Genomic DNA, 24,749 nt, shown 5'->3' on the forward strand with positions numbered 1-24,749 from the left:
CAATTTTTTAAAGGAGCTGTTTTTAATGACAGTGCGGATTGAATTTGATTCCTCTTGGCAGGAGGAGTTTTTAACTAGAATTGAAAATGACGGACCTTGGGGGAACTGGGAGCTATATAAATTAGCAGTAGAAGTAGAAACTCATACCACCATTCCTGATTTTGAAGGATTGCAAGCTCCAAAACATCTTTCAGGCCTTACCCCATTGCCACATCAACTTGAAGTTGCCAAGCAGGTTGTAGAAAGTATGAATGGAAAAGCTATTCTTGCTGATGAAGTTGGATTAGGGAAAACAATTGAAGCAGGATTGATATTAAAGGAATATATGATTCGAGGATTAGTTAAAAAAGTGCTCATTCTTGTGCCAGCCTCCCTTGTTACCCAATGGGCAATTGAGCTGAACACTAAATTCTTCATCCCTGCAGTAACACAACGTAAAAGCTATGTATGGGAGCAGTGTGATGTGGTCGTTTCATCCATTGATACCGCAAAACGTAATCCTCATAGAGATATCATATACAAGCAGGATTATGACTTAATCATTATTGATGAAGCACATAAGCTTAAAAATAATAAAACGAAAAACTATGAGTTTGTTCAAAATTTAAAAAAGAAATTCTGTTTGCTCTTAACTGCTACTCCCATTCAAAACCGCATTAGCGAAATCTTTAATTTAGTTTCTTTATTAAAGCCCGGGCATTTAGGAAATGAGTCAGCTTTTTATCAAAAATACAATAAAGATTCCCGTGACTTGAATGATCATGAACATTTAAAAGAGCTTGTCAATAAAGTTATGATCCGAAACAGAAGAGCTGATACAGGTATTGAATGGACGAAGCGAAAGGTCGAAACCATTCCAATAGAATTCAATATAGAAGAAAGAGACCTTTACGATGCAGTCAGCAGCCTTCGCAGGGAAGGTGATTGGTTAAGCTCTAGCCAATTTTCTGTTATGACACTTCAGCGTGAAGCATGCAGCAGCCGAGAAGCGGTCTATTTCACTCTTAAAAATATGCTAGAAAAACAAGTTGAGCCCTCAAAAGATTTCCAAGACCATATTCAAGCTTTAATCTCTAAGGTGGAAGCTGTTCAGCAAAATTCAAAAGCCGAAAAAGCACTTGAATTAATTCAGCAAATCAATGATAAAGTGATCATTTTTACAGAATATAGGGCAACGCAGATGTATTTGCAATGGTTCCTCAAACAATACGGAATTACATCCGTTCCATTTAGAGGAGGTTTCAAACGAGGGAAAAAGGACTGGATGAGGGAGCTTTTCCAAAAAAACGCCCAAGTCCTTATTGCTACTGAAGCAGGCGGTGAAGGTATTAATCTTCAATTTTGTAATCATATTATCAATTTTGATCTGCCATGGAATCCAATGAGGCTTGAGCAGAGAATCGGTCGTATACATCGCCTCGGACAGGAGAAAGACGTTATGATCTATAATTTTGCCATAAAGGATACTGTTGAAGAGCATATTTTAAAACTTTTATATGAAAAAATTCATCTATTTGAAAAAGTAATTGGCGATTTAGATGATATTCTGACAAAACTGGATTTTGGTAATGTAGAGGATCATCTAGTTGATATTTTTGGCAAATCAGCTTCAGAAGGAGAAATGAGAATCAAAATGGAGAATTTAACAGCGATGATTCAGTTTGCTGAAGAAATACGGGAAGGTGAGAGAAATGCAGCAACAGGAAATTCATAATTTCCTCGAGAAATATTTCTATGCGAACGGATGCGAAATCATTCAAAACGGGCAAGGCTATTTAACTGTACAGCTTACAATTGAACTAGATAAAGAGCTGATGAATAGGCCTTTTTACTGGCATTATTTAGAAAAAACTGGTGGAGTACCTAATCCAATGCAGCTCACATTGATTACAAATCCACATCTTGTTTCTGATCAAATGAAAGGGGAGACCATTCACTTTGGATCCCCTCGCCTCCACCAAATTTTTGAGTCAACGAAAAACTTAGCCGGCTCTATTCGTTTATATGAAAAGCACAATAAACCACCAGGACAGCAGACTCCTTTAAGACCTTGGCTTGGTATGAATATCCGGATCTCATATGAATGCGACAGGAAAAGAGATGTCTTTAAATCAATTGGGTTACAATTAATAAATGGGCAAATGATTGAGGGTTTTCATGATAAACTTCTAAACTTACCTCTGACACCGAAAATTCCTGACTATTCGTTTACACTCTCACCATTAATTATGCCTAAGAGTGGCATATCAAGAGTGGAAAATTTCTTGAGATATAAGCTTGAACATGAGGATCACTCTTGGGCTGAAGATGCAAGAAAACGCTGGCAAAAGGATTTAAAATTGCTGGAACATTTTTACGAAGAAGCTGAGGAAAAAGATGAAAGCTATGAAATTGAAAAAACAGCTTTAAAAGAGCAATACGAGCCAAAGGTTAAAATTTCAATCGTAAACGGTGGTTTGTTTTATTTAACAGATCAAGCTGTTTAAAAACAGCTTGGAAGCACGGCATTCGCCAGTTCCTTTACTAGCCAAAAGAAACCGGTCATTTGACCGGTTTCTTTTGCTGTTCACTTTCCTCTTTTTCTTTTGACATAATAGTACAAAATATAAGGAATCACACCGAACCACCGAAATAAAAATGGCTCTTTCATATCTTTTTTTTCAAGACGATTTCTTTTCCGTTCATTTTTGGGCTGATCAATATATTTAACTACTGTTTGGGTAATGTATTTTACGTAATCATTCGATTTCAATGGCATCACCTGCTCATTTACATATACTTTTTGATCATTTATCTTAGCTTTCAATTCAAGTATGTCCTTTAACAAAAATTAATAATCAGATGATGAAATTTTGCAACTAAATTAATTTCTTTCTACCCATTTAATCATCTTACCTGATTCTTCATCAAAATAACCAAACCCCTTGATATCAGGATATGATCCTATTTTTAAATTGAAGGTTACCATGTACAGAGTTGCAGTAAGTTGAGACGTTTCATAACGAATCGTTCCATCAGTAAACGTAAAGAAGCCTGAGAAAAGTTCTTCATCCCCCTCTATTAATATATTCTCAACCCTTTTCATTGAGCTTAATAAATAGTATTCTTGCTTTAATATCGCCTCTGATTCTTTTAAAAAACGTACTTCCGATAAGTAAGAGTCAATTTGAACGGAGAGCACTAGAGCAGCAAGCAAAATAAAGCAAAATGTAAGTGGATACGTAAAGCCCCTTTCATTCTGCAGCATGTTCTTCCTCCAGATTAATATAAGAGAAAAGAAGCGCAGAATGGGATTGATTATATAAATCCTCTACTGTAAGTTTCATCCCGTCTCGAATAGGGGTAAAGTTGAATGAATCCACTTTCTGAAGTACAATTTCATGCCCTTCATTATTTACTCTCCGTCGCATATTTGTTCCATATTTCTCATAGCTGACATTCTGGCCGTTCTTTCTTAATATTATCTTGTTTTCATATACCTCCAAGCCTTCTGACAACCTTAGCTCTTTTTTTAACTGACTGACAAATACTTGCCATTCCATCCTGCTCACTCTTGCTTCTAGCCCCTTATTATCCAATAAAAATTTCATGCATATGGAAAAAAAAGAAACGATAAGAAGAAAAATAGAAAATGCATATAGCATTTCAAGCATCGTAAACCCTCTACTATTCAAATATTTCGCACTTCTTGTATTCATTTTTAAGAATGTCCTCATATTTCACGCAAACCTCCAATCTACCAGAACGAACAGAGTCTTGATAGACTTCATAAACAGTTTGATTTATTTTAATTATTTCATGAACAGGAACCCTTTGTTCCTTCTTAGCTGTTTGTAAAGTCTCATATAAAAGTTGAGTCCCATCATATTCCTGATGCAATTGAATGGTTCGATTAATGAGTCCCATTATAAGGGGGAAAAAGACCATCGCTATGACTAGCCAAGCGGATAAAGATAAAAGCATCTCAACCAAGAAAAATCCATTATTCCTTCTGCACATAAAACCTTCCCTTTCCAATTAAAAAAGTAAATTTGTACCTTTCCTTATCAATAAAGATCCAGAACGAGCCGAATTTACTAATATTTCCATCAGCCTGAAATTGAAAAAAGAGCTTCATGGATCCTGGCTGAATCTTAATCCTCTCAGGAATTTCCCTTTCGATTAGATATTGGGAGCTTAGCTTTTCATGAATATAATAGGCATCATATTCGATTGGAAAATACACGATTACTTCAGTTTGATGGGAAATAGCATATTGTTGTGCAAACAAAAAGTCTGATTTTAATTGGGAAAAAAATTGTTGTTTTTCAATGGAGCTAAATTGGGGCTTTAACAGAAAGACTGAAAAAGAGGTAATGACGAAAAAAACACTCAATACAAACAAAGATTCTATCAAGGTGAAGCCAGCTTCTCGGCTTCTCATTCAGAAGAAGACTCCTTTTTAACTAGTATTACTTTTCCATCTTCTGCAATCGAGATATTTTCTCCATTTGGACATGAGGTTTCCCCTTCATTAAGATATTTTTCATCTACAAGTGTTTGAATGCTAGCAGGGGGTTTTTTATGCTCAATTTCATATGCTTGTACCTGGGCTTGTACCATTTGCACGAATGCTTCACATCCTTTATTATTTATCGATGAATTATGCTTCGTAATATTTGGAATTGTAATAATTAGTAGAATTGATATAACAAGCAAAACAATTAACATTTCTATTAATGTGAAACCCTTTATATTTTTAAGCAATCTCATTTCTATATTCCCTCCAATAAATGAAACATTGGTAATAGAACTGCTAAATACATCGAAACAATTAAAAAACCAATTACAGTATATAGACAAGGCTGAATTGTTTTTAGCAATTTTTCTGATCTTTCTTCAATTAAATTTAAACAGTGTCTGCTAAAGAATAATAATTCTTGGTCAAGCTTTCCGTTTTTCTGTCCATGTCTAATGATGTTTGGTAGCTCACTGTCAAAAAAAGGATAAATCTTTAATATTTCTTCCAGCTTCTCCCCCTTACGTAAGCTCTGCTTTATTTCTAATCCTAATTCTTGATAAAGCGGCTGCTTATCATTCTTTTCAAATAGACTCAAGGCCTCATGAATGGATACACCCCCAGCTAATAAATAACTGATCTGTACTGAAAAAAATTGAGTATAAAATAATTTTAGGAAGTGGCCAATGATAGGAATAGAAACGAGCAAATTTTTTTGTTTAATCTGGGAATGTTTTTTAAATATCAGCCCATAATACCCGAAGAAAATGAGGAAAAGAGAACCTGTGCCCCCTATTAGAAATGGCATCATTTCACCATACGATGAAACGACCTTCATGAAAAAGTTTGGCTCTAGATTCATTGAAATAAACAAGGAGGAAAATCTCGGCAGTATTACATAGTCAACGAAGATAAACAAAACAACAGTAATAAAGATCAACATTAAAGGATATACAAGTAACTTCTTTAGTTTTTCAAAATCCTTATCCCTTTTAAGCATCATTTCGCTGCCTTCTTGGATAGCACTCGCTAAGCCGCCATGCTGCTCTGCGAAGTATACATAGCCAATTAAATTTTTATTGAAGTTTAATTTTGATAAAATTTGATAAAAAGGATAACCCTCTCTTAAATCTGCGAGACATCCTCTAACCTCCTCTTTTTTATTTTGCGGCAGCTGATACAAGATTGATTCAATTGCTTCTGATAAGGGATAACCTCTTACTAGCAGCTCGCCTGTTCTTTTTAAAAAATGACTTTGCTCTTGCAGATTCCATTTACGCTTTCGCATAATCTAGTACCCACCGCTCATATTCAGATTCCTTGATATACCCAAGAGCAATGCCCTTTTTAATGACATCTTTCAATGTTAAATATTCTACCTTTGATTTTTCACCCTTCGCACCCATCATAGCTGCATTTAACGCTCTCCCTGCAAGAAGCTCAAAAACACTTGCTCTCTTCCATCTACCATAGCTGTAGCAGAAAGGAGAGCACTCCCCCTGGCAAAATGGGCACCTTAACTCGACAAGCCTTTGTGCTGTTACTGCAACAAGCGTTTGTTCAATCTCGAGCCAGTTAACTCCGAATTCATTTAATCTGTAGATAGCCCCCTTTGCATCCCTAGTATGCATTGTACTTAATACAAGATGTCCCGTTAATGCTGCCCGAACTGCGATTTTTGCCGTTTCGGCATCTCTTATTTCACCCACCATAATGATATCCGGATCATGTCTAAGAATGGCCTTTAGCCCAGCAGCATAGGAGACACCTGCTTTTTCATTCACTTGTACTTGAAGAACCAAATCATTATCTTTTTCTATTGGATCTTCTAGCGTTATTATATTGCGATTGAACATATGGGAGGTTTCGTTTAAAAGGGAGTACAATGTTGTAGTCTTTCCTGAGCCGGTCGGACCAGTGAATATAATTAATCCGTGAGCATGCTTCAATAAAGCGAGCATTTTTCGTGTCATAGCTGGGAATAAAGAGATTTGGAAAAAAGGAATTTGTTCCTGCTGAGGGAGGATTCTGATTACGAGACTTTCATTATGACTGGAAGGAAGGGTGGATAATCGAAGGCCAATCATTTGCCCATCTACTGAATAGGAGTATGCCCCACTTTGCGGCCGTCTTTTTTCACCAATGTCCATGGAAGCTGTAAATTTAAAATGGGAAATGAGTCTGTCACATTCTTCTTTCGGTAAATACAGTCTTGGAATTAATTTGTTAGCGAGGCGCAACTGGATGAGTGTGTCTTTCCTTCGGGGAACAATATGAATGTCTGAGGCTTGATTTCTTACTGCATCTTTAATAATTCTTTCAGCGAGCTTTTCTATTATGTTCAATTGAACATGACACCACCTTTTTTGTATATTCGACCTTATTATATATTTTCCATAATTTTTTGACAAATATTTCGCATTAAAAAAATAAATTTTTATAAAATAATATAAAGCCTTTCCTTGTTTAGAGAAGACCTTTATCTCATTGAATATTTCTGAGTACCTGAGGGAATATTTGTGAACATTTTATAAACTTATAGTGAATACAGTGTTAACTCTTGGGACCTGTATTATAATAGAATCAATATCGGTCTGAGGTGAGTCAAGGTGGAACAAACTTTAAAAATTACAAATGTGTTATCTGATCCAACACGCTACTATATTTATCAATACATAACAAAAAGACATAATGAAGTAACTGTTCAGGAAATTGCGGACAATTTTAATATTCATCCTAACGTTGCAAGACTTCATTTATCAAAGTTAGAAGATGTCAATATGCTTGTCTCTGAAACACAAAAAACGGGAAAAGGAGGCCGGCCAAGCAGACTTTATCGCTTATCGGATGATGTCATTCAGCTTCATTTCCCGTATCGAGACTACCAGCTTTTATCAAAAATTGCGATGCAAACACTGCTATCCCTTGGAGAGCAAGCTAAGAGTGCGTTATATGAAACGGGAAAAAAATTTGGTCTTGAATTGATTGATCAGGAAAAGAACCGCTCCTCACAATTTAATGAATCACTTTCCTTTGATCAAAAATTGAATATCATTAAAAATGCAGCTACTATGTCAGGCTTTCATCCTGAGTTTGAAGCAAATGATGAAAAAACAAAGATCTACTTCCAAATATTTAATTGCCCATTCAAAGAAGTAGCTGCAGATCATGAAGAATCAGTATGTAATATGCATTTTGAATTTCTAAAAGGTATGTTTGAAGCCTTATTCGATGAAATTGAGTTAATTGAAAAGGAAAACATGCTAAATGGCTGTGAATCATGCTCCTATCATGCATTCGTCACAAACTAGCAACAAAGAGTTATTTACTTTTAAGCTGGAAATAACTTATAATATGTAATGATGTACTTATAATATGTAATGTTGTATTTTTTTGGGATAAAAGGAGGGATACATATGGATCGTATGTACAGAGTATTAGGCTTCTGGACGGGGATTTTTGCTGTCATGTTCTTTGTAGGCGACATGTATACAACATCTTTAATCTTCTTCGGCCAAACAGGATTTTTCCTACTTTTAAGTTACTTAAAGCTTTCAGAACGTATGTATATGTATGTTTTTGGAGCATATTTAACAGTGTTCTTTATTGGCTTTACATACTGGAGTACATTTATGATGACTCCAGGCGTAAGCGGCCACTAAGAAGTGAATACGTACATAATAAAAAAGCGATGAATCATCGCTTTTTTATTTTTTCCGAATTTCTTTTTCTTGCAGGATAATATGAAAGGATGAGCTAATTCCAGAAGGCATAATGAGACTGCGAATCGCCCTATTTCTCTTACTCACTTCAGAGAATGGATTCGGATCATAATGATCCTGTAAATCCTCTAAAATTCCTGATGTAATTAAAAATTCATCCTGTCTCCATTTGTTTATAAATTGAAGTCCATTCTTGCTTCCTAGATTAATAAATGCATCAAAATGAACATGACTCGTTATATCCATTTCTCCAGGATATAGAAGGATATTATTAATTTGCTGATGTTGATAATAGCCTCTTAAACTGCCTTCCCTTCGCCATAGTTTCTTCCATTCCTCATTCGTATAGCCATAATCAACTGTAAGAACCATTCCATTCGCAAGCACATTGGCAATGCTACAAATCATATCCTCCATTTGTAAAGGAATCTCGATTCTTTGACCATCTTTTATGTTCAATCCACTTTCCTTTAAAAAGGTTAATATTTGCTCGTTTTCCAGTGGAACTACACTCTCTGCAAGCTGATCATTTTCCACAGTGACCATTATTTCCATTAATTGTCCATTTTGTTTTTCGATGACATGTACAGGAAAAGCATCAAATAGTTCATTCGAAAAAATCAGTCCTTCAAAAGGAGAAATTTCCATTAAGCTATCTATTTGTTTTACTCTTTCTGAAAAAATGATTTCATCCTGCTGAAGCTTTCGATGATGTGGACTTGCCTCTAAAATAAAATAATGTATTGGTTCAGTCGATATTTTATTCCATTCATCAATAAATGCATTGGCAAAACGCCCTGTTCCTGCACCAATTTCACATATAGAGGCTTTGAGCTTATTTGCTTTTACTTGCTTATAAAACCATTTTGCTATTGATCTCCCATAAATATCTGATACATTACTTGACGTTATAAAATCTCCATCGCGTCCAATTTTACACTTGTCCCGCATATAATAACCATATTGAGGATGATAAAGGGCAAGCTGAATATATTCTGCATATGTAATTCTTTGTAATGGGCTATTCAGGATCCATTCTTTAAAAAAATTAATCATATTTGCTCCTTTTCACGTTTTCACCATTGACATAGTGATAACTTTATTATATTTTTATTGTAGTAGCTTAACTATATCCCCTCCCATTATATGAATAGAACATCCCCCAGAAAAGCCCTTCTCTTTTGAGAAGGGCTTTTCTATTTAAAAACCATTAAGAAATGGATTAGAATCCATCTCCTGTCCGATCGTTGTAGCTGGTCCGTGTCCAGAAAGAACGATCGTTTCTTCTGGCAGAATTAATAATTTATCATGGATACTTTTTATAAGTTGATTATGGTTTCCGAAAGGAAGGTCTGTACGCCCGATACTTCCATTGAAAAGCGCATCACCGGCAATGACTAAGCCCGAATCTTGGAAATAAAATGATAAACTTCCTGGAGAATGTCCAGGAGTTTCTAAGATTTGAAAAGTGAAATCTCCAATTGTCATTTCTTGTTCTTCAGTAATGAAATAATCCGCTGGCTTCCCACTCACATTCTTTATCATCTCATAACGCAAGGAGCCATTCAATGCAGGATCAAGCAACCAATCAGCTTCCTTTTTGTGAATATAGACTGGAATGCCGAATTCTTCTCGAATATCCTCGACCACTCCGATATGGTCAAAGTGGGCGTGTGTTAAAATTATTGCATGTGGCTTCAATTGATTATGACGAATATAATCGCTAAGCTTTTCACTTTCTTCACCTGGGTCAAATATTAAACATGAATTGTCTTCCTTTGACAATACATAACAATTTGTTTGTAATGGTCCTAATGGTATCTGATTCCATTTCATGTGAATACCTCCATTCGATCGATTGATTAGATTTATTTTACACTAAAGTTAATAATAATTTAAAGAAAACTCTCTCAAGGAGAAAAATATGAAAATAATCTTTGCAGTTGAAGCAAACAATATCATTGAAGAAGTTCCTGAATTTATGGAACTCCTTGTAAAAGAAACAAAAGTATTTGATTTTCATGATTTAATCTTTATGTTTGAAACATATGAAGAGGCGCGTCATGCAGAAGAATTACTGCTTGAGGCTGACCTATTTGAAAATCATTTCGAACTTCTTCTCGTAGATAATGGAGAAAAAGGAGAAACTTTTTCTGACTTTGGATTTGATACTCCCAACCAAACTTATCTGCTAAAGGAACTGCTTTGCTCGTTTTTCATTATTGGTGGGGATGAGGATTCCATTCGCATGGCAGTATTACAGCTCGATGAACATCTCCTATATAAATCTGTTCATGAAAAGGAAACAGTATATTTTGTGGAATCTCACTTAATTGAATTAGTAAAAGGGATTGCCGATGCTTACGACATAAAAGTGTCATTTTTTGAACTCGACAAACAAGTGAAAAAAATATAGAATATAATACGAGTGTATAAGTAAGTTTACATACAGTTTTTTATTTTTAATTAAAAAGGCATATGCCTGCTGATTATTATTTAAAAGGGGGCAATAAATAATGGGACTAGTTATTATCTTCGCATTAGTTGCAGTTCTCGCTGGAATTGGTGCTTGGAGTGCGCTTAAGAACAAGAATATCCTAGGCTTTGTATTCGGAGCCGGTTCATTTGTTGTTTTCGGCGGTTTTGCTTTATTGACACTTATTAACAGTGGATACCCTGCAGTACACTAAGAAATGCTTAAACGCCTTCGGAATGTTCCGAAGGCGTTTCCCTTTGTACCAACCCCGTCATGAATAAGACAAGCTTAATTCTCTAGACTGCAAAAGCCATACTTATCTTGTAATTAAAAGAAGGACTGTCCAAACTATGGTGGACAGTCCTTTTTTCTAGGCTAATAGGAAAGTTTAAGTTTTTTAACGTACTAAAGTAAAGTGTGTTTTCAATTAAATTAACTTCTAATAAGATCGCATAAGAAAAACTAAGGCATTTGCCAAAAAGGACTTGGCGAACGCAAGTTTTTCTAATTATCATTTAATTGACTTACAACTCTTTCGACCTTTTCTTCCATCTTTCTTTTTACATCCCTGCGGTCATCAATACGGATATTTGTCGCTACCCTCATTAACCCATTTTCAAATGGGACCTCATGCATTGCCTGAATGACTTCGAATAATACCGGCAGCTCTCCTTCGATAATCGTATTCATTGGTGTTAGCTGATATCTGATATGCCCTTTTTCTTCATACCCTTTTAATACACGTTGAATATCTGCTACATAGCTGCTGACACTCGGTGTACTTGTTCCTATTGGTATTACAGTTACATCAACAATTGCCATGCTAAATCATCCTTTATCTGTTTTTAGAAATCCTTTATAAGTGGTATTACTTTTTTTGATTGTATGTCAATCAGCTTTTCAAAATTAAAGCCATACAAACAATACTTCCCATCTGGTGAACAGCTTAGCGGTTCATTTTTTAAATCTTCCATGATCACTTCTTTCTCACCTTTTACCGCATCAAACGACCACAGCTGAAATCCATCGCGATAAGAATCAGCTTCTGCACTGAAAAGTGGCTGAAAGGTAAGAAAATGATTCTCTGCATCAAAATCAAAATAAGGAACAAGCCAATCAGAGTAGCGCGTCAAATGCGGAACTGTAAAGGACGACAGCTCTTGAAAATCATTAGAGTGAAAGGTGTAAACAGCCTCATCTGATGCATTTGAGTTTACAGTAATCGTCATAATTAAATCTTTAACGGTTTTAACATAAAATACATCATTAAGGAGTATTTTTTCATTTTGCACGTTTATGCCCTTTTTTACAAGTGGGGCAAAGAGAGAAATATCTTTTTGATCCCAATTTAAATAAATGATTTCATCCTTGTCTACCCAATTAACAAATGGCTCCTTATTATGGATCTCGTCTAGCTTCTTCTCTTTAATATTCATTTGAAACATCGAAAAATCCCAATTCTCCGAAAATGAAGAGATAAGTATCAAGTTTTCATCATAAGGATTCCACTCGAAAGTTAACTCATATGCACTGATGTGCTCAGACATTAACTGCTCGCCTTTTGGATCAATAATCGAAATAATTCCTTCATATGTACTTGGAGCGGAATGGATTAGAATGTATTGACCTGATGGACTCGGGACTACTGAAGATATTGGTACCTCACTCTCAAAGATTAATGAACTCTCGCCTGTAAATACATTATAAGTATATACATTTGAGCCTAGCCCTACATTTGTCATGTAAATTATGGTTTCATTATTTAACCAGCCATTTACTGTATTAAATTGCCCATTTTCAATTGGTATAGGGGTCATGGTTTCATTAGAAACAAATGAGTGAGGAATGGCTTCTTTACCTAGTGAAATATTATGCTTCTTTACAGGCTGCACCCCAACTTCTTTTTCATTTTGGCATCCAAATAAGATAAAAAGGGGAATTGTACATAAAAAAAGAAACATACAGATACTGCTATTTTTCCTTTGCTCCAATTCCTCACCCCTTTTCTCTATCCTATACTTATTACGAAAGAAAATAAAAATTGTTTCATTTTTAACAAAGAAAAAGCCGGAATAACGGCTTTTTCTTAATCCAAAACTTATTCTACATGTATAATGCCGCTAGGTAAATACCGAGAACCTCTTCAAAAATTTCATCAAATTGTGATAACGGTAAAGGATTAATTCCTTTTCCCATTTCTATTGTAAAACCCGGCTTACGAAATTCCTTAATAAACCAATCTTTAAACCCGGCAAAGCTATAAATATATTGTACTGATTTATAACCACTTACTCTAGAAAATTCTTCAGCAAGAGCTCTTGATTCAGGAGGCTCTAAACCCTCATACCCCCAGTAAATCTCTTCACCTTGAGTATGAAAAGCAAGTACTCGATTAAATTGGCGATTTTTTGCCAAATCCGCCATTGCAATTGCCTCAGGTTCAGTCAATGGGGCTGTCCCTGGGTAGTCTCTTGGTGCTGGAGACTTTTCAGGTGATCTCTCCTTCTCGATCTCCCATTTTGCCGGAAATTGATCGTTTAAATCAACACCCCTTATGTTTGCTTTCCAACCTGAGAAATCTGTACTTCCACGATTAATATTTATTACTTGCTCTCTAACTTCTGGAGAGGGCCCGTTAAGAACTAAATCGACTCCATCGGGATTAACCATCGGCACTATTGAAATATTTACCGATTGATATAAGGGCATGGTTTGAAGTCCTCTTATCGGTTTGATATTTGTTAGGGATAAGAGAAAATAATTTAATAACGCCATTAAAACACTCGAGGTAATCCATTCATTTGCATGAATGGATGCATTAAAATGCACCTTTTTCGTTCCTTTACCAAGTTGAATCTCGTAAATAGGCTTCCCTAATACAGTGTTGCCAATCGTAGTCACCTTAATAAACGGAAATATTGCCTTTAAATTTCTTATATCCTCTGTTACTGCTTCGTAATGATAATTCTTCATTCCAGAGACTATAGGTGTGATGACTCTTTTAGGAATAAGTATTGTCGACCCTGTTTGCAGCTGATTTGGGTTCATATTTTGATTAATTAGAAGCAAAGCATCCACAGCCAAATGTTTTCCAACACTAATCTTCCATAATGTATCACCTTTTTTTATTTTATACGTTTGTGTAATAAATCCGGGTATAAGTACCTCCTGACCTATAAACAAGGAGTTCGGATTGATTGTGGGATTAGAATCGATGAGCAAATTTAATGGGATCATAAACAGGCGGCTATAATACCATAGAGTATCTCCTGAACGTACTTTAACTCTCATTTCAATCATCCTCCCTTATCCATTCATTTTTATGAAGAAATACAGGAAAAAATGACAGGACTGTAAGAAAAGCATAATCCCTATCGAAAGCATTAAGGTCAATTGTTCTTGCGATGAATATGCAAAGCAGCCTTCCTTGTAGAGCTATGCATTTCTCCAACGCGAGTAAAGTATTTTGATCAAAGAAAAAACCTGCAAATAATTGCAGGCTTTTTCGTGCTAATTAGAATCAAATTTAATTTCATTACCAAATGTCTTTGAATTTCTAAACTCTTCATCTTCATAGAACCGAAGGAGATCTCCATAAATAATCTTGTCAGAGTATTCTAGCTCATTTTTCGCTTTTTCAATATATGGTTCACATGCACTGTTATCTGTAGGTTCCCCTGTTCCTTTATCGTAACAAGTCTCACGAGTATAAATATTATTTTTTGTAATAAAGCTTCCATCACGTAAAACCGTAAACTCCAATTTGTCCTCTGAGAATAAGTCTGATCCAAAATCAATATTATTTTTCGTATTAATTCCTAATAAATGAAGGATGGTTGGCTTTACATCCATTTGCCCAGACACAGTTGAAATTGTTTCACCTTTTTGTCCAGGTATATGAATGATAAATGGTACTCTCTGAAGCTGAGTACTAACATAAGGAGTCACTTCTTCTCCTAAAAATTCACCCATTGCTTTGTTATGGTTTTCAGAAATACCGTAATGGTCTCCATAAAGTACGATGATTGAATCATCATATAGGCCTTCTGCTTTTAATCGTTCGATAAATAGCTTTAAAGCTTCATCTTGATAACGAACTGTTGGGAAGTAATTATTCACCGTTTTATTATTCGAAGTATACGGCTCAATAAATCGATCTTCTTCATCTAACTCAAATGGAAAATGATTCGTTAAAGTAATAAATTTCGCATAAAATGGCTGTGGCATTTCCTTCAAATGCTGAACGGATTGTTCAAAAAAATCAATGTCCTTCAATCCCCAGCCAACAGAATTTTCAGCAGTTACTTCATAATCAGGAAGTGAATAGAATCGGTCATAACCTAATGATTGATACATAATATCTCTATTCCAGAAGCTCTTGTTATTGGCGTGTAAGGCAGCTGTATAATAACCATTATTCCCCAAAATATCAGGTGTTGCAGTATATTCATTACCAGAGTGTGTAAAGAAAACTGCCCCACGACTTAATGGATAAAGAGAATTTTCCACAATAAACTCTGAGTCTGATGTTTTTCCCTGTGCAGTTTGATGGTAGAAATTATCAAAATAATAGCTTTCTTTAATAAAGTCATTCAAAAACGGCGTTATTTCTTGGCCATTTACCGTTTCATTAATAACAAAGCTCTGAGTAGATTCTAATGAAATCAAAATGACGTTTTTATTCTTCGCAATTCCGAATAGTTCATCATTCGGCTTTTTATAATTTGCATTGATATAGTTATCAATATCAACTAACTCACTGCCATCTGCCAAAGCCCTTTGGGCAGATGATTTAGATTGAAGAAAAGCATCATAAAGATGATAATTATATGTCCCAATATTTTTAACTAGCATTTCACGGTCAAAGGTTCTAGTAAGAAGCTGTGGACGTTCAGTTTCAGCTAATCCAAGATTAAAAAAGGCAATGGCGACTGCAATAAGGAAGTATGCTCTTCGATCCACCTTAGAAAATTTCCTTTGTATGACGAATTTAGGCTTTGAAAATACAATTAACGCCAAAATTATAACATCAGCAAAATAAAAAATATCAGTGAATTTCAATAATTCATTTACACTACTACCTAAATCACTCATATTACTCGTTTGAAAAAGAACTGGAATCGTTAAGAAATCATTAAAGAACCTATAAAAGACTACATTTGCAAATAATACGACGGATACGAGAAAGCTTGTGATGAGTATGTAGCGTTTTTGATTCTTTTCTTTCATAAATAAGCTTATTCCAAAAACAAATAGCAAAAAGCTTAATGGGTTTATAAATAAAATAAACTCCTGTTTCCAATTTTCAATTTTAATATCAAAGCTAGTTTTGTACGTAATGTACGTTTTTAGCCAAAGGAGCACTATTGCAATACCTAAAAGTGAAATCCTTGACCATTTGAAATTCTTCATAATAAGTGAAACCCTCCCTGTTTTTGAAGAACAGATATGGAATTTTTTGTCGTTTTTTTACATTTTTAGGATAGATTGTTTTGAATCAAACATTATCTTAATACTTTTTTTACAAAAAATCAAATGAGAATTTAACATATTTTTATATAATTATAGGTTGCTTTATATTCTCTTTATCCAAAGTATTAGACGATTGAATCTTTGAAAAGTTTCGTGTTTGTCCATTTTCTAAAAAAATGATTCTTCCGCCCTGTATCATTTTTCCTTCAAAAAAAAGAGAATCCGCTCTAATCACGAATTCCCTTGAAATTTCCAGAACTAAAGTTCTATACAGTTTTATGTTAGTCAATCCACAACAATTAGCCCAACAAAGGATCAGCCTTTTTCTTTTAAAAGCTTAGCCTCATGTCTTAATAATAAAATGGCAGTTTGATAATCTTTTGTTTCAATGAGCTGTGATTGATAAAGCTCCTTCATTTCAGCCTCCATCAGCTCTAAATCTGCAACCCTGTCACCAATATAGATGATTGTTCCGAACCTTTTTAGAAGTTGTTGAATATCGTAAATTGTTTTCATTCTGTTCCCTCATATCAAAAAAAGTAAATTTTATGAACTAGTCTGTTCGCTAATCCGTTCCCATAATTGTTTATATTCCTTTTGATTAGGCATTATTTCAACAGCCTGTTTGGCAAATTTTTTAGCTTCCTCAATATTACCCTCCTGTAGATAAATAAGGGCTAAATTATAATATGCCTCATGAAAGTCTTTCCTTTTCTTAATCGCTAGATGCAAATGCTCTTTTGCTTTTGAGATATCATTTGTTTTGATTTCTGCATATGAAAGCAAAAAATAAACATCTGCAGAAGCTGAGCTCTCATTAGAATATTCATGCAGGATGTTTTTTACTTTTTCATATTCTCCCGACTTTAAATAGCTATCAGCCATTACGATTGCAGATTGCTCATTCAGTAATCTTTCAGGCTCATCAAATCCAAATTTCAATAATCCAGTTATCGTTAGAGCAGTTATTACTAATAATAAGAGCTGCAGCCATGGCTTTTTTTGCTTTGGAAAATGTACAATTCCTGTAGCCAAAAAACCACCGATTAGCCCACCAATATGTCCAGCATTGTCAATACCAGTCATAGAAAATCCGAAGACAAGATTAATCCCGAGGACAACCATGATATTTAAGCCCATAGTTCTAAAGAAAAGATTTGGATAGATGACTCCAAAGTAAAGCAAAGCTCCAAAACATCCAAATATGGCTCCACTTGCTCCCGCAGATAAATTTTGACTAAAAATAAAACTCGCTAATGAACCACAAAACCCTGCGGTTAAATAGATAAAAAGAAATCTTATATTGCCAAATATTCTCTCTACGGCTGTTCCTAAATAATAAAGCGCCAAAGTATTCATGAATAAATGCAGCAACCCAATATGGAGAAAAATCGGTGTAAAAAAACGCCACCATTCACCTTCTAATATTAGCGGATTAAACTTAGCACCATACTTTATTAAAGTAGATGTATCTGTACTTCCGCCCTTCCATTCCAAGAAGAGGAACATGGCAATTTGTATAGCAATAAACATATATGTAAAGAACGGCTTTCCATACTCAAATAGGGATTTTTCCTTCTTAGATCGATTAGATGCTACTGATAGTGCAGCAAGCTTAACTGAGTCTACTTCTTGCTCTGTATATCCTTCATCATGAATAGGAAAAGTTATTGCTTCTTTGAAAATAGTGCCGAGTTCATGGAAGCCTTCTCCGTAATGCGTCCGATCGAAAATAATGGATTTAACCTTTGTTTTTTCATTACCTTGTTGTACAAAAGGTTTCTCGATTCTAAATGCATATTCATCAACTGGAGGATGAGAAGATACGTATAAATTAATGACATTCATATCTCCTTTTAATAATTGCTTACGAATTCTTTCACCATTCATAGCGGTAAGCTCAATATCTTTTTGCATCCAGTTGCTCCAATCTAAATTATAACGGAGCAGTCTAATGACCTGTGCCTCTTTATTCTCCATTTTTTCAAGCCATAATTCATTATGCTCTTCCGATAATTGAACAATTCGATATTCATGAACAGAAATGAAATAATGCGCAAGCTTCCAAAAAACATATTCCTCTTGAAATTTCAAATTTCCCCCTACTCTCTATGCAAACTTACTACAATTTTTTTAGTCTAGATTCAAAATAACTACATATGATTAGAAAAACTTAGCCTTCTTCAAAAAACCGATGAATTCTTTATTTTTAATATAGGCAAAATCCCTACTTTTTGTAAAGTTAAAAGAAAAAAAGACCCTGAACAGGTCTTTTCTAATGCAGCTCAGCAGGGCCTGACGGGAAAACCATTTTCATCAGCTGATTCCTTACCCCAGGAAGCCCCATGAACGTGCTGACAAAAATACGCCTTAAAAATGAATTCTTAATAATCATATTCAAAGCGCGATAACGGTTTTGGAAAATAAAATAACTGCCTAAGCCTATCAAAATAATAGAAAAAATACGACCCATAATCATCCCTCCTACATTTAGTTTGAGATGAATGTCTCGATTTTATCCATTATACTGTCATGTCCTTAGTCAATATTCTAATGAGTATATATCAATAGGGTATGAGGTAAATCAATGAATGAAAAGCAGCCCAAGAAATGCAGCTAGAAAACCAGAGAGAAAGTTTACAAAGTCGTTATTCATAATTAGTACGCCTCGTTTATGGGTTGTTTTAGCACCACAATGATGTAACGCTTCTACTTCAGTCCCACATATTTCACATTTATATACAGCCTGAATGAAAGCACCCAGCAGCGTATCAATTACATTACCAAAAAAACCGAAAGCAAAAATGATTGCCATTTCTCCAATAGAAAAATGAAAAAAATAATTAGCTAAAATCACAATTGAAAATGCCCCGCAAATAGCTGCAAAAGTCCCAAGTACGCTCACTGCCCCAGATGTACCAGCTTCAATCCGTTTGAATGAGCGAATATATATTGGGGACCGTTTGCTTAAAGATCCAATTTCCGAAGCCCATGTATCCGAGTTAGCAGCTGCAATGGAAATGGAGAAGCCGTAAATCCAGATTGAATCAGGAAAAAAAATATTTAATAGACTGATAAAAGCAGCAGTTCCTCCGTTGGCTGCCACCTGCATCCAATCTCTTCGGGAACCTTTTTCGTGTCGGTTCTCAATATTAATTTTATTTTTCCTCTTGTACTTAGACCAAAAGCTAGAGCTTGCAAAAAAGAAACCAAGCAACAGCAAGCCTTCAACCCCAAAACTTAGACCGACAGTGAGTCCAACGATGAGTGCAGCAATACTTCCTGATTTCGTAAGTAATTTAAGAAAATATCCACAGACTGAGGTAGCTCCAATAAATAGAATAAGAAAAATAACTTCAATCATTTACGCTCAAAACCTTGCTCGGGGTTATGATCTTATTAACAGGCATATCATGATACTCTATCGGCAAATCTGAAACTATTTGAGGGTGAAATGCAAGGGAAACTGTACGGCCTTTATATTCTGTTAGATAACGGTCATAATAGCCCCCTCCAAAACCAAGTCTAAAACCTTTCTCGGTAAAAGCAAGACCAGGAATAATTAACAAATCAATATCACTTTTGGAAACTTCTTCTGTTTCAGCTTCAATTGGCTCGAATAACCCCGAATAAACGCATTCTAATTGATCAAATTGACAAAATGTACGAAAGACCATTTCTCTTAACTTAGGCAGACATTTAGGAATGACGATTTGCTTTCCCTCTTCCCATGCCTTTCTAATAATTTGATATGTATCAACTTCTGATTGCTTAGAAATGGTTATCCCTATCGTCTTAGACTCTTTCCAATAAGAATCTTGATAAAGATTTTTTGCAATTAAATAGGAAAAGTGTTCATACTGAGGTTTTTCTATATTATCAAGCTTGGCCATTATTTCCTTTCTCAGGAACTGTTTTTCATTTTTCATTTTTCCTTCAGCCCTTTGTTTTCTAGATATTTGTAATAGCCTAAACACATAAAGGCAATCAATTCTATTGATTAGAAAAACTCGGTGCTCACCAAAATATCCATCGAATGCAACAAAAAAAGCAGTAGGAATAACCCCACTACTTATTTTGTCTCACGATGAGTTGTAGAACGCTTTTCTCTTGGGCAGTATTTTTTAAGCTCAAGACGATCTGGATTGTTTCGTTTATTTTTTTTAGAAATATAGTTACGATCTCCGCATTCTGTGCAAGCTAACGTAATATTCACACGCATGTAATTTCCCTCCAAACTATATATGACTAGTTCGTTCATACGACTTTTCTATAATATCATTTTTCAATTGGAAATGCTAGTATGTTTTTAAAAGTGCTTCGTTTAATTTTATTAATTCTACTTCATTTTCCCCTTTTATCATCCACGTTTTCCCTTCAAAGGTTTGAATTCCCTTGAAATTAATATTGTAAAGCAGGATACTTGCGGCATTTCCGTTAGCCATTGGATTATATTTTAGCTTACCCAGTTTTGAACAGGACCAAATTCTATCCATATAAATATCCCAAATTGGCTGAACTGAACAAGCCTCCCTCGACATACTATTACAAAATCCATCTATTAAATAAACTTGATTATCAATCAAATGGAAGACAGCATTTTCAGTAGGTGAAATAAATGAATAATGATTAAAGTCTTGATGTTGATACCTATTCTGTATAAGGAGCTTAACATTTTTTGATCGCTGAATATGATTCGTGATATTAATAATAAATGATTGAATATCCGATCGACTATTCTCTTGCTTTACATCCACAGAAATGCCTTCGTCTTTCATTAGTTCTTCTGTTCCAGATGTTAACCAATACGTTTTACCCTCAATCCAGATGCCTGGAATCATTTCTAAACCTTCTTTATTGGTATCTATAAATTTTTCCATTCTATATGATTGACTATATGTATTTAATTTCATCAGATATCACCTCCGTAAAAAGTTAAGATGTATTTGATCATATTGGATTAACATCCATAGAAGCAGATGATGTTTTTCCCTTATTATTTATAAACGCTTCTTTATAAACATTATTTGTTTCGTTTGCAATTCTTTCCCAACTAAATTCGCTCTCGACCATTTTCCTTCCATTACTTCCTATTTTAAGAGCCTTAGATTCATTTTCTAAATAGAAAATTGTCTGTTCAATCAAACTATCGGAGTTACCCGCTTCCATTAATAATCCATTTACTTCATGCTGTATTATTTCTTTCAAGCCTCCTGTATTTGAGGCAATAGTTGGAATACCTTTACTCAATGACTCAATTGCTACAATCCCAAAGGGCTCATAGCGACTTGGAAAAACTGCCATGGTACACTTAGAAAAAAGCGCGTTTTTTTGTTCATCTGTGACAAAGCCAATAAAGAAGACAACATCCTGAAGATTTTTCTCAATCACATTATTTCTGTATTCTTTTAGCATTGGTCCTTTACCAGCAATAATAAAATACAAATCTGGATAGGCAAGGCGCAACTTATATGCTGCTTCAATTAATGTATCAAAGCCCTTTTCCTTAACAATACGACCAACGGAAAAAATAAGGCGCTTATTTTTTTGTATAGGGATTGCTGATAAGACTTCGTCAGATATTTCTTTAAGATCTTTTTCTTCAATTCCATTTGGTATCGTCCATATCTTCTTATTTTTCTTCATTGAAAATACTTGTTGAAGCTCTTTTTTCATGTAGGTACTGCAGACAATTAGCTGTTCCGTTTGATTAATCAATTGTTGTTCCTTTTCATGAATAAACCTTTGAAGCCCATTGTAAATTCCGTTGTTTCGACCAAACTCAGTTGCATGTATGGTTACAACTAAGGGGACTGCTAAGAATTCCTGCAGAGTAATTCCACAAGCTCCCACAAGCCATTCATGCGCATGGATTAAGGAAAAATGATGGATTTTAGATAATTCCATTGCCTTTTGAATCATCGCTAAATTAAGCCCGCCAATCCAGCTTAGAAAATCATTGTCTTTTTCAAGTAATGGCTTAACTCGATAAATATGGATTCCATCAGTAAATTCTTCCTGCATCTGCTGATTTGAATTAGCAGTGATCACATATACTTCATAGCCTTTTTTATGTAAACCTCCTGCAAGGCCATGTACATGCCTTGATAAACCCCCAATAATGTTTGGTGGGTACTCCCAAGTCAATAAAAGAATCTTTTTTCGTTTTTTATCTTCATCTAGAAAAAAAGTCGTTATAGAAAATGATTTTTTTATTTGATGCGAGAAGTTTCCTCTCTCATAGATGAAGGAAGGATAACTCTTCCCATAATAAGAATAAGTGCTCACGAAATCGTTCCAATTCTCTCTAGAGTCATCGTTTTCAGACGAAGGAAATTCTTCAATTTGATTTTTATCCTCTAAGGCTGACTGGTTCTCCCAAGTTCGGACAGTATTGGATCGTAGTAATGGGAAGAATTGATTTTCTGAAAGCTTAATCCCTACTTCAACACAGTAATTACGATTTGCCTTTAGATTTTTAAATTTCCAATTTTTTTGGCTTTCCCCGGTCATTGCCTCAAAATAATAATGAGCATTACTTCCATCAAAAATAATACATGTAACATCATAGATTCTGATTGCGCTTATTAATGATGTGAATAGTTGTTCAAAATAATTTTCAATAAAGCTTTTTATAAAATCTGGAACTTCCCAAGTAACAGATAATATATCCTTTGATATTAAACTTACATGTATTCTTTCTTCCATTATCCATACACCTCATAGTTTCTTTCACGTATCTCAAATGGTTTCCTCAAATATTGGCCTAAATAAGTATGATATGAGTAATAGAGACTGTTTATTCCACTTTTCTATAGTTTAATGTTATCATTGAAAACTAACTCTCACAACGAACGGAAATTGTCGTAATTTGCGTTTCCATCTATAAAATACGACAAAAAGAATTCTTTCTTTCTTCATATGAATATTTCGAATCGAAGTTTGTCGTAAATAATGGTAAAATATTTAATGTAAGGGAAATATCTTAAAGAATTAATTGAGGTGGCATATTTGGAATTTGTAATGATCGGCTTACTTGCTTTTGCTATTATTCTTTTAATTTTATCCGCTTTTATGAGGGACCCATATAAGAGCATTCGAGAAGAAATAGACCAGCTCTCAATGCAGCAAATTCAAGATATGTATGTTATCAAGAAGAAATTAAAAGTTCTTGAAGAGGAATTGCTAGTTAATGATGTGGATTTCCAGCCAGCTCTTTCAGTTCAGCAACCACCTAGCTCAAAGCAGAAAAAAGACATTCATGAAATAATAAAAAATCAAGTTTGGTCATTAGCACAGCAAGGTTTAACAGTTGAGCAAATCGCTAAACAATCTTCTTTGATGCCAAGTGAAGTCGAATCTATCTTAGTGGAAATGATCGGAAGAGGGTAAAAGTATGAACAAAAGGAGCATCCGTGCGTTTGCATTCGGAATTCTGATTACCGTATGTATACTAGGTTCATTTTATTATTTTAGTGAGGATGGAAAAAAGGAACAAATAAATATTGAAAAAGCAGAAGCATTATTAAATGAAAGCGGATTTATTGTGGTAGAAAAGCAAAAGTATAGTGAAATGGAAAATACCATAACAAAATTAACAAAAAAGGAAGCCGAAAAACCACAAAAAAAAGAAGTGGTCAATAAGCCAAAAGATATGGAACCAACCACATCTTTCACAATTGAAATTGTTAGTGGCATGGTTTCACATGACATTTCTTCTATTCTAGAGGAGAAAAAATTGATTGATGATGCAGACCGTTTTGAAACATATCTAGAAGAATACGGGTATAGCAAAAAAATTCAGCTTGGAACCTTTGAAGTAAAAAAAGGAATGAGCTACAAGGAAATTGCTAATATCATTACAAAAAGCTAAAGAAGCACATATATATGCTTCTTTAGCTTTTTTAATCATTTATTTATTCAAATCGTATTGTCGCCCTTTGACAAGATATAAAATACTTTCAGCAATATTAGTTATATGGTCCGCTGCTCTTTCAAGAAAACGGCAGATAAATGATAACTGTAAAATTTGAGGCAAATATTCTGGCTTCTGTAAGTTGATTTGCATTAAATCTCTAATTGTTTGACCGTATAAATCATCTACCGTGTCATCCATATCAGCTAGCTTTTTTGCTTTAATAATATCTTCATCATTAAATGCCTCTAATGATAGTTTAAGCATTTCTAACGTAATTTGATGCATTTCTTTTATATGAACAATCGGCTTAACAAGCGGCTCAGAACCAATTCTAATCGTCGATTTTGCAATATTTACTGCAAAATCAGCAATTCTTTCAATATTAGCCGCAATTTTAATCGCAACAATGATACGACGGAGATCAATGGCTACTGGCTGTTGCTTTGCAATTAATAAAATGGCAAAATCATTAATGTCTTCATACATAAGATTTGCGTTAGAATCCTCATCGATAATTTCAAGAGCCATTTCAATATTTTGTGTTTCTAGTGCTTCAATTGATTTGGAAAGAGCAGACTCTGCAAAATTTCCAAGTTCCAGCAATTTTCCTTGTAATTCTTTTAAATCTACATCAAATTTTCCACGTACTGGCATTAGTTTGCA

31 protein-coding genes are annotated in these 24,749 nt (G+C 34.6%); 8 read left to right on the top strand and 23 right to left on the bottom strand.

Annotated features, from left to right (window positions below; genetic code table 11):
* The first annotated feature begins 25 nt into the window (after window positions 1-25).
* Both FSZ17_RS15920 and FSZ17_RS15925 read left to right on the top strand, forming a co-directional pair.
* Complete coding sequence (locus tag FSZ17_RS15920; protein ID WP_057771546.1) at window positions 26-1,714, top strand: DEAD/DEAH box helicase; 1,689 nt, start codon at window positions 26-28, stop codon at window positions 1,712-1,714.
* Window positions 1,692-2,486 (top strand): YqhG family protein, encoded by a 795-nt coding sequence (locus FSZ17_RS15925; protein ID WP_057771547.1) that lies wholly within the window; start codon window positions 1,692-1,694, stop codon window positions 2,484-2,486. Before FSZ17_RS15920 ends, FSZ17_RS15925 begins: the two co-directional genes overlap by 23 nt.
* Window positions 2,487-2,566: 80 nt before the next feature.
* On the opposite strand, the gene FSZ17_RS15930 is transcribed toward FSZ17_RS15925, so the two are convergent.
* The 8 genes from FSZ17_RS15930 to comGA all read right to left on the bottom strand — a co-directional run bounded on the left by FSZ17_RS15930 (window position 2,567) and on the right by comGA (window position 6,843).
* Entirely contained in the window at window positions 2,567-2,752 is a 186-nt protein-coding gene (locus tag FSZ17_RS15930) for a YqzE family protein (protein WP_057772327.1), read from the bottom strand.
* Window positions 2,753-2,863: 111 nt separating this feature from the next.
* Entirely contained in the window at window positions 2,864-3,247 is a 384-nt protein-coding gene (comGG, locus tag FSZ17_RS15935) for a competence type IV pilus minor pilin ComGG (RefSeq protein ID WP_057771548.1), read from the bottom strand.
* Window positions 3,234-3,698 (bottom strand): competence type IV pilus minor pilin ComGF, encoded by a 465-nt coding sequence (comGF, locus tag FSZ17_RS15940; protein WP_228460229.1) that lies wholly within the window; start codon window positions 3,696-3,698, stop codon window positions 3,234-3,236. The genes comGG and comGF overlap by 14 nt, the downstream gene beginning before the upstream one ends.
* On the bottom strand, window positions 3,667-3,999 hold the full coding sequence (locus tag FSZ17_RS15945; RefSeq protein ID WP_057771549.1) for a type II secretion system protein: 333 nt from the start codon (window positions 3,997-3,999) through the stop codon (window positions 3,667-3,669). Before FSZ17_RS15945 ends, comGF begins: the two co-directional genes overlap by 32 nt.
* On the bottom strand, window positions 3,983-4,423 hold the full coding sequence (gene comGD / locus FSZ17_RS15950; protein ID WP_057771550.1) for a competence type IV pilus minor pilin ComGD: 441 nt from the start codon (window positions 4,421-4,423) through the stop codon (window positions 3,983-3,985). Before comGD ends, FSZ17_RS15945 begins: the two co-directional genes overlap by 17 nt.
* On the bottom strand, window positions 4,420-4,752 hold the full coding sequence (gene comGC / locus FSZ17_RS15955; protein WP_057771551.1) for a competence type IV pilus major pilin ComGC: 333 nt from the start codon (window positions 4,750-4,752) through the stop codon (window positions 4,420-4,422). The genes comGD and comGC overlap by 4 nt, the downstream gene beginning before the upstream one ends.
* Before the next feature lie 2 nt (window positions 4,753-4,754).
* Window positions 4,755-5,786, bottom strand: a complete 1,032-nt coding sequence (gene comGB, locus FSZ17_RS15960; RefSeq protein ID WP_057771552.1) for a competence type IV pilus assembly protein ComGB — start codon at window positions 5,784-5,786, stop codon at window positions 4,755-4,757.
* Window positions 5,773-6,843, bottom strand: a complete 1,071-nt coding sequence (gene comGA / locus FSZ17_RS15965) for a competence type IV pilus ATPase ComGA (RefSeq protein WP_057771553.1) — start codon at window positions 6,841-6,843, stop codon at window positions 5,773-5,775. Before comGA ends, comGB begins: the two co-directional genes overlap by 14 nt.
* 264 nt (window positions 6,844-7,107) lie before the next feature.
* Here comGA and FSZ17_RS15970 point away from each other — a divergent pair, with 264 nt between their 5' ends.
* Complete coding sequence (locus tag FSZ17_RS15970; RefSeq protein ID WP_057771554.1) at window positions 7,108-7,809, top strand: helix-turn-helix transcriptional regulator; 702 nt, start codon at window positions 7,108-7,110, stop codon at window positions 7,807-7,809.
* 105 nt (window positions 7,810-7,914) lie between these two features.
* Window positions 7,915-8,160 (top strand): DUF2626 domain-containing protein, encoded by a 246-nt coding sequence (locus FSZ17_RS15975; protein WP_057771555.1) that lies wholly within the window; start codon window positions 7,915-7,917, stop codon window positions 8,158-8,160.
* 45 nt (window positions 8,161-8,205) lie between these two features.
* Here FSZ17_RS15975 and FSZ17_RS15980 read toward each other — a convergent pair whose 3' ends face one another.
* Both FSZ17_RS15980 and FSZ17_RS15985 read right to left on the bottom strand, forming a co-directional pair.
* The gene (locus tag FSZ17_RS15980) at window positions 8,206-9,276 is read right to left on the bottom strand and encodes a class I SAM-dependent methyltransferase (RefSeq protein ID WP_057771556.1); all 1,071 of its coding nucleotides are present in this window, start codon (window positions 9,274-9,276) and stop codon (window positions 8,206-8,208) included.
* Between the two features lie 144 nt (window positions 9,277-9,420).
* Window positions 9,421-10,056 carry an MBL fold metallo-hydrolase gene (locus FSZ17_RS15985; protein ID WP_057771557.1) on the bottom strand — a complete coding sequence of 212 codons (636 nt, stop codon included), beginning with the start codon at window positions 10,054-10,056 and terminating at the stop codon, window positions 9,421-9,423.
* 88 nt (window positions 10,057-10,144) lie between these two features.
* On the opposite strand from FSZ17_RS15985, the gene FSZ17_RS15990 reads away from it, so the two are divergent.
* Both FSZ17_RS15990 and FSZ17_RS15995 read left to right on the top strand, forming a co-directional pair.
* A complete protein-coding gene (locus FSZ17_RS15990; RefSeq protein ID WP_057771558.1) occupies window positions 10,145-10,636 on the top strand; it encodes a hypothetical protein in 492 nt (163 codons plus the stop codon).
* Between the two features lie 100 nt (window positions 10,637-10,736).
* Entirely contained in the window at window positions 10,737-10,910 is a 174-nt protein-coding gene (locus tag FSZ17_RS15995) for a DUF2759 domain-containing protein (protein ID WP_082625239.1), read from the top strand.
* Window positions 10,911-11,200: 290 nt separating this feature from the next.
* Here the strand turns inward: FSZ17_RS15995 and FSZ17_RS16000 are convergent, their stop codons facing one another.
* The 12 genes from FSZ17_RS16000 to FSZ17_RS16055 all read right to left on the bottom strand — a co-directional run bounded on the left by FSZ17_RS16000 (window position 11,201) and on the right by FSZ17_RS16055 (window position 22,876).
* Complete coding sequence (locus tag FSZ17_RS16000) at window positions 11,201-11,518, bottom strand: MTH1187 family thiamine-binding protein (protein ID WP_057771559.1); 318 nt, start codon at window positions 11,516-11,518, stop codon at window positions 11,201-11,203.
* Between the two features lie 23 nt (window positions 11,519-11,541).
* The gene (locus FSZ17_RS16005) at window positions 11,542-12,687 is read right to left on the bottom strand and encodes a YqgU-like beta propeller domain-containing protein (protein WP_057771560.1); all 1,146 of its coding nucleotides are present in this window, start codon (window positions 12,685-12,687) and stop codon (window positions 11,542-11,544) included.
* Window positions 12,688-12,799: 112 nt separating this feature from the next.
* Window positions 12,800-13,987, bottom strand: coding sequence for a M14 family metallopeptidase (locus FSZ17_RS16010; protein WP_057771561.1), 1,188 nt, complete (start codon window positions 13,985-13,987; stop codon window positions 12,800-12,802).
* A gap of 219 nt (window positions 13,988-14,206) precedes the next feature.
* Window positions 14,207-16,108 carry an LTA synthase family protein gene (locus tag FSZ17_RS16015; RefSeq protein ID WP_057771562.1) on the bottom strand — a complete coding sequence of 634 codons (1,902 nt, stop codon included), beginning with the start codon at window positions 16,106-16,108 and terminating at the stop codon, window positions 14,207-14,209.
* A gap of 375 nt (window positions 16,109-16,483) precedes the next feature.
* Entirely contained in the window at window positions 16,484-16,684 is a 201-nt protein-coding gene (locus FSZ17_RS16020) for a YqgQ family protein (protein ID WP_057771563.1), read from the bottom strand.
* Window positions 16,685-16,714: 30 nt separating this feature from the next.
* Window positions 16,715-18,262, bottom strand: a complete 1,548-nt coding sequence (locus FSZ17_RS16025; RefSeq protein WP_057771564.1) for a rhomboid family protein — start codon at window positions 18,260-18,262, stop codon at window positions 16,715-16,717.
* A 181-nt stretch (window positions 18,263-18,443) separates the two neighbouring features.
* On the bottom strand, window positions 18,444-18,641 hold the full coding sequence (locus FSZ17_RS16030; protein WP_057771565.1) for a hypothetical protein: 198 nt from the start codon (window positions 18,639-18,641) through the stop codon (window positions 18,444-18,446).
* 111 nt (window positions 18,642-18,752) lie between these two features.
* Window positions 18,753-19,532 (bottom strand): DUF92 domain-containing protein, encoded by a 780-nt coding sequence (locus FSZ17_RS16035; RefSeq protein ID WP_057771566.1) that lies wholly within the window; start codon window positions 19,530-19,532, stop codon window positions 18,753-18,755.
* Entirely contained in the window at window positions 19,525-20,097 is a 573-nt protein-coding gene (locus tag FSZ17_RS16040) for a 5-formyltetrahydrofolate cyclo-ligase (protein WP_057771567.1), read from the bottom strand. The genes FSZ17_RS16035 and FSZ17_RS16040 overlap by 8 nt, the downstream gene beginning before the upstream one ends.
* A gap of 143 nt (window positions 20,098-20,240) precedes the next feature.
* On the bottom strand, window positions 20,241-20,390 hold the full coding sequence (gene rpmG / locus FSZ17_RS16045) for a 50S ribosomal protein L33 (RefSeq protein ID WP_057771568.1): 150 nt from the start codon (window positions 20,388-20,390) through the stop codon (window positions 20,241-20,243).
* 76 nt (window positions 20,391-20,466) lie between these two features.
* Complete coding sequence (locus FSZ17_RS16050; RefSeq protein ID WP_057771569.1) at window positions 20,467-21,081, bottom strand: hypothetical protein; 615 nt, start codon at window positions 21,079-21,081, stop codon at window positions 20,467-20,469.
* Between the two features lie 37 nt (window positions 21,082-21,118).
* Entirely contained in the window at window positions 21,119-22,876 is a 1,758-nt protein-coding gene (locus FSZ17_RS16055; protein ID WP_082625240.1) for a glycosyltransferase, read from the bottom strand.
* Between the two features lie 303 nt (window positions 22,877-23,179).
* On the opposite strand from FSZ17_RS16055, the gene FSZ17_RS16060 reads away from it, so the two are divergent.
* Together FSZ17_RS16060 and FSZ17_RS16065 are read left to right on the top strand one after the other, a co-directional pair.
* The gene (locus FSZ17_RS16060; protein WP_057771570.1) at window positions 23,180-23,560 is read left to right on the top strand and encodes a hypothetical protein; all 381 of its coding nucleotides are present in this window, start codon (window positions 23,180-23,182) and stop codon (window positions 23,558-23,560) included.
* 4 nt (window positions 23,561-23,564) lie between these two features.
* Window positions 23,565-24,041 carry an MltG/YceG/YrrL family protein gene (locus FSZ17_RS16065; RefSeq protein WP_057771571.1) on the top strand — a complete coding sequence of 159 codons (477 nt, stop codon included), beginning with the start codon at window positions 23,565-23,567 and terminating at the stop codon, window positions 24,039-24,041.
* A gap of 39 nt (window positions 24,042-24,080) precedes the next feature.
* Here the strand turns inward: FSZ17_RS16065 and phoU are convergent, their stop codons facing one another.
* Window positions 24,081-24,740, bottom strand: coding sequence for a phosphate signaling complex protein PhoU (gene phoU / locus FSZ17_RS16070; protein ID WP_057771572.1), 660 nt, complete (start codon window positions 24,738-24,740; stop codon window positions 24,081-24,083).
* Window positions 24,741-24,749 lie beyond the last annotated feature (9 nt).

The sequence above is a fragment of the Cytobacillus dafuensis genome (assembly GCF_007995155.1).
GTDB classification, from domain to species: Bacteria; Bacillota; Bacilli; order Bacillales; family Cytobacillaceae; genus Cytobacillus; species Cytobacillus dafuensis.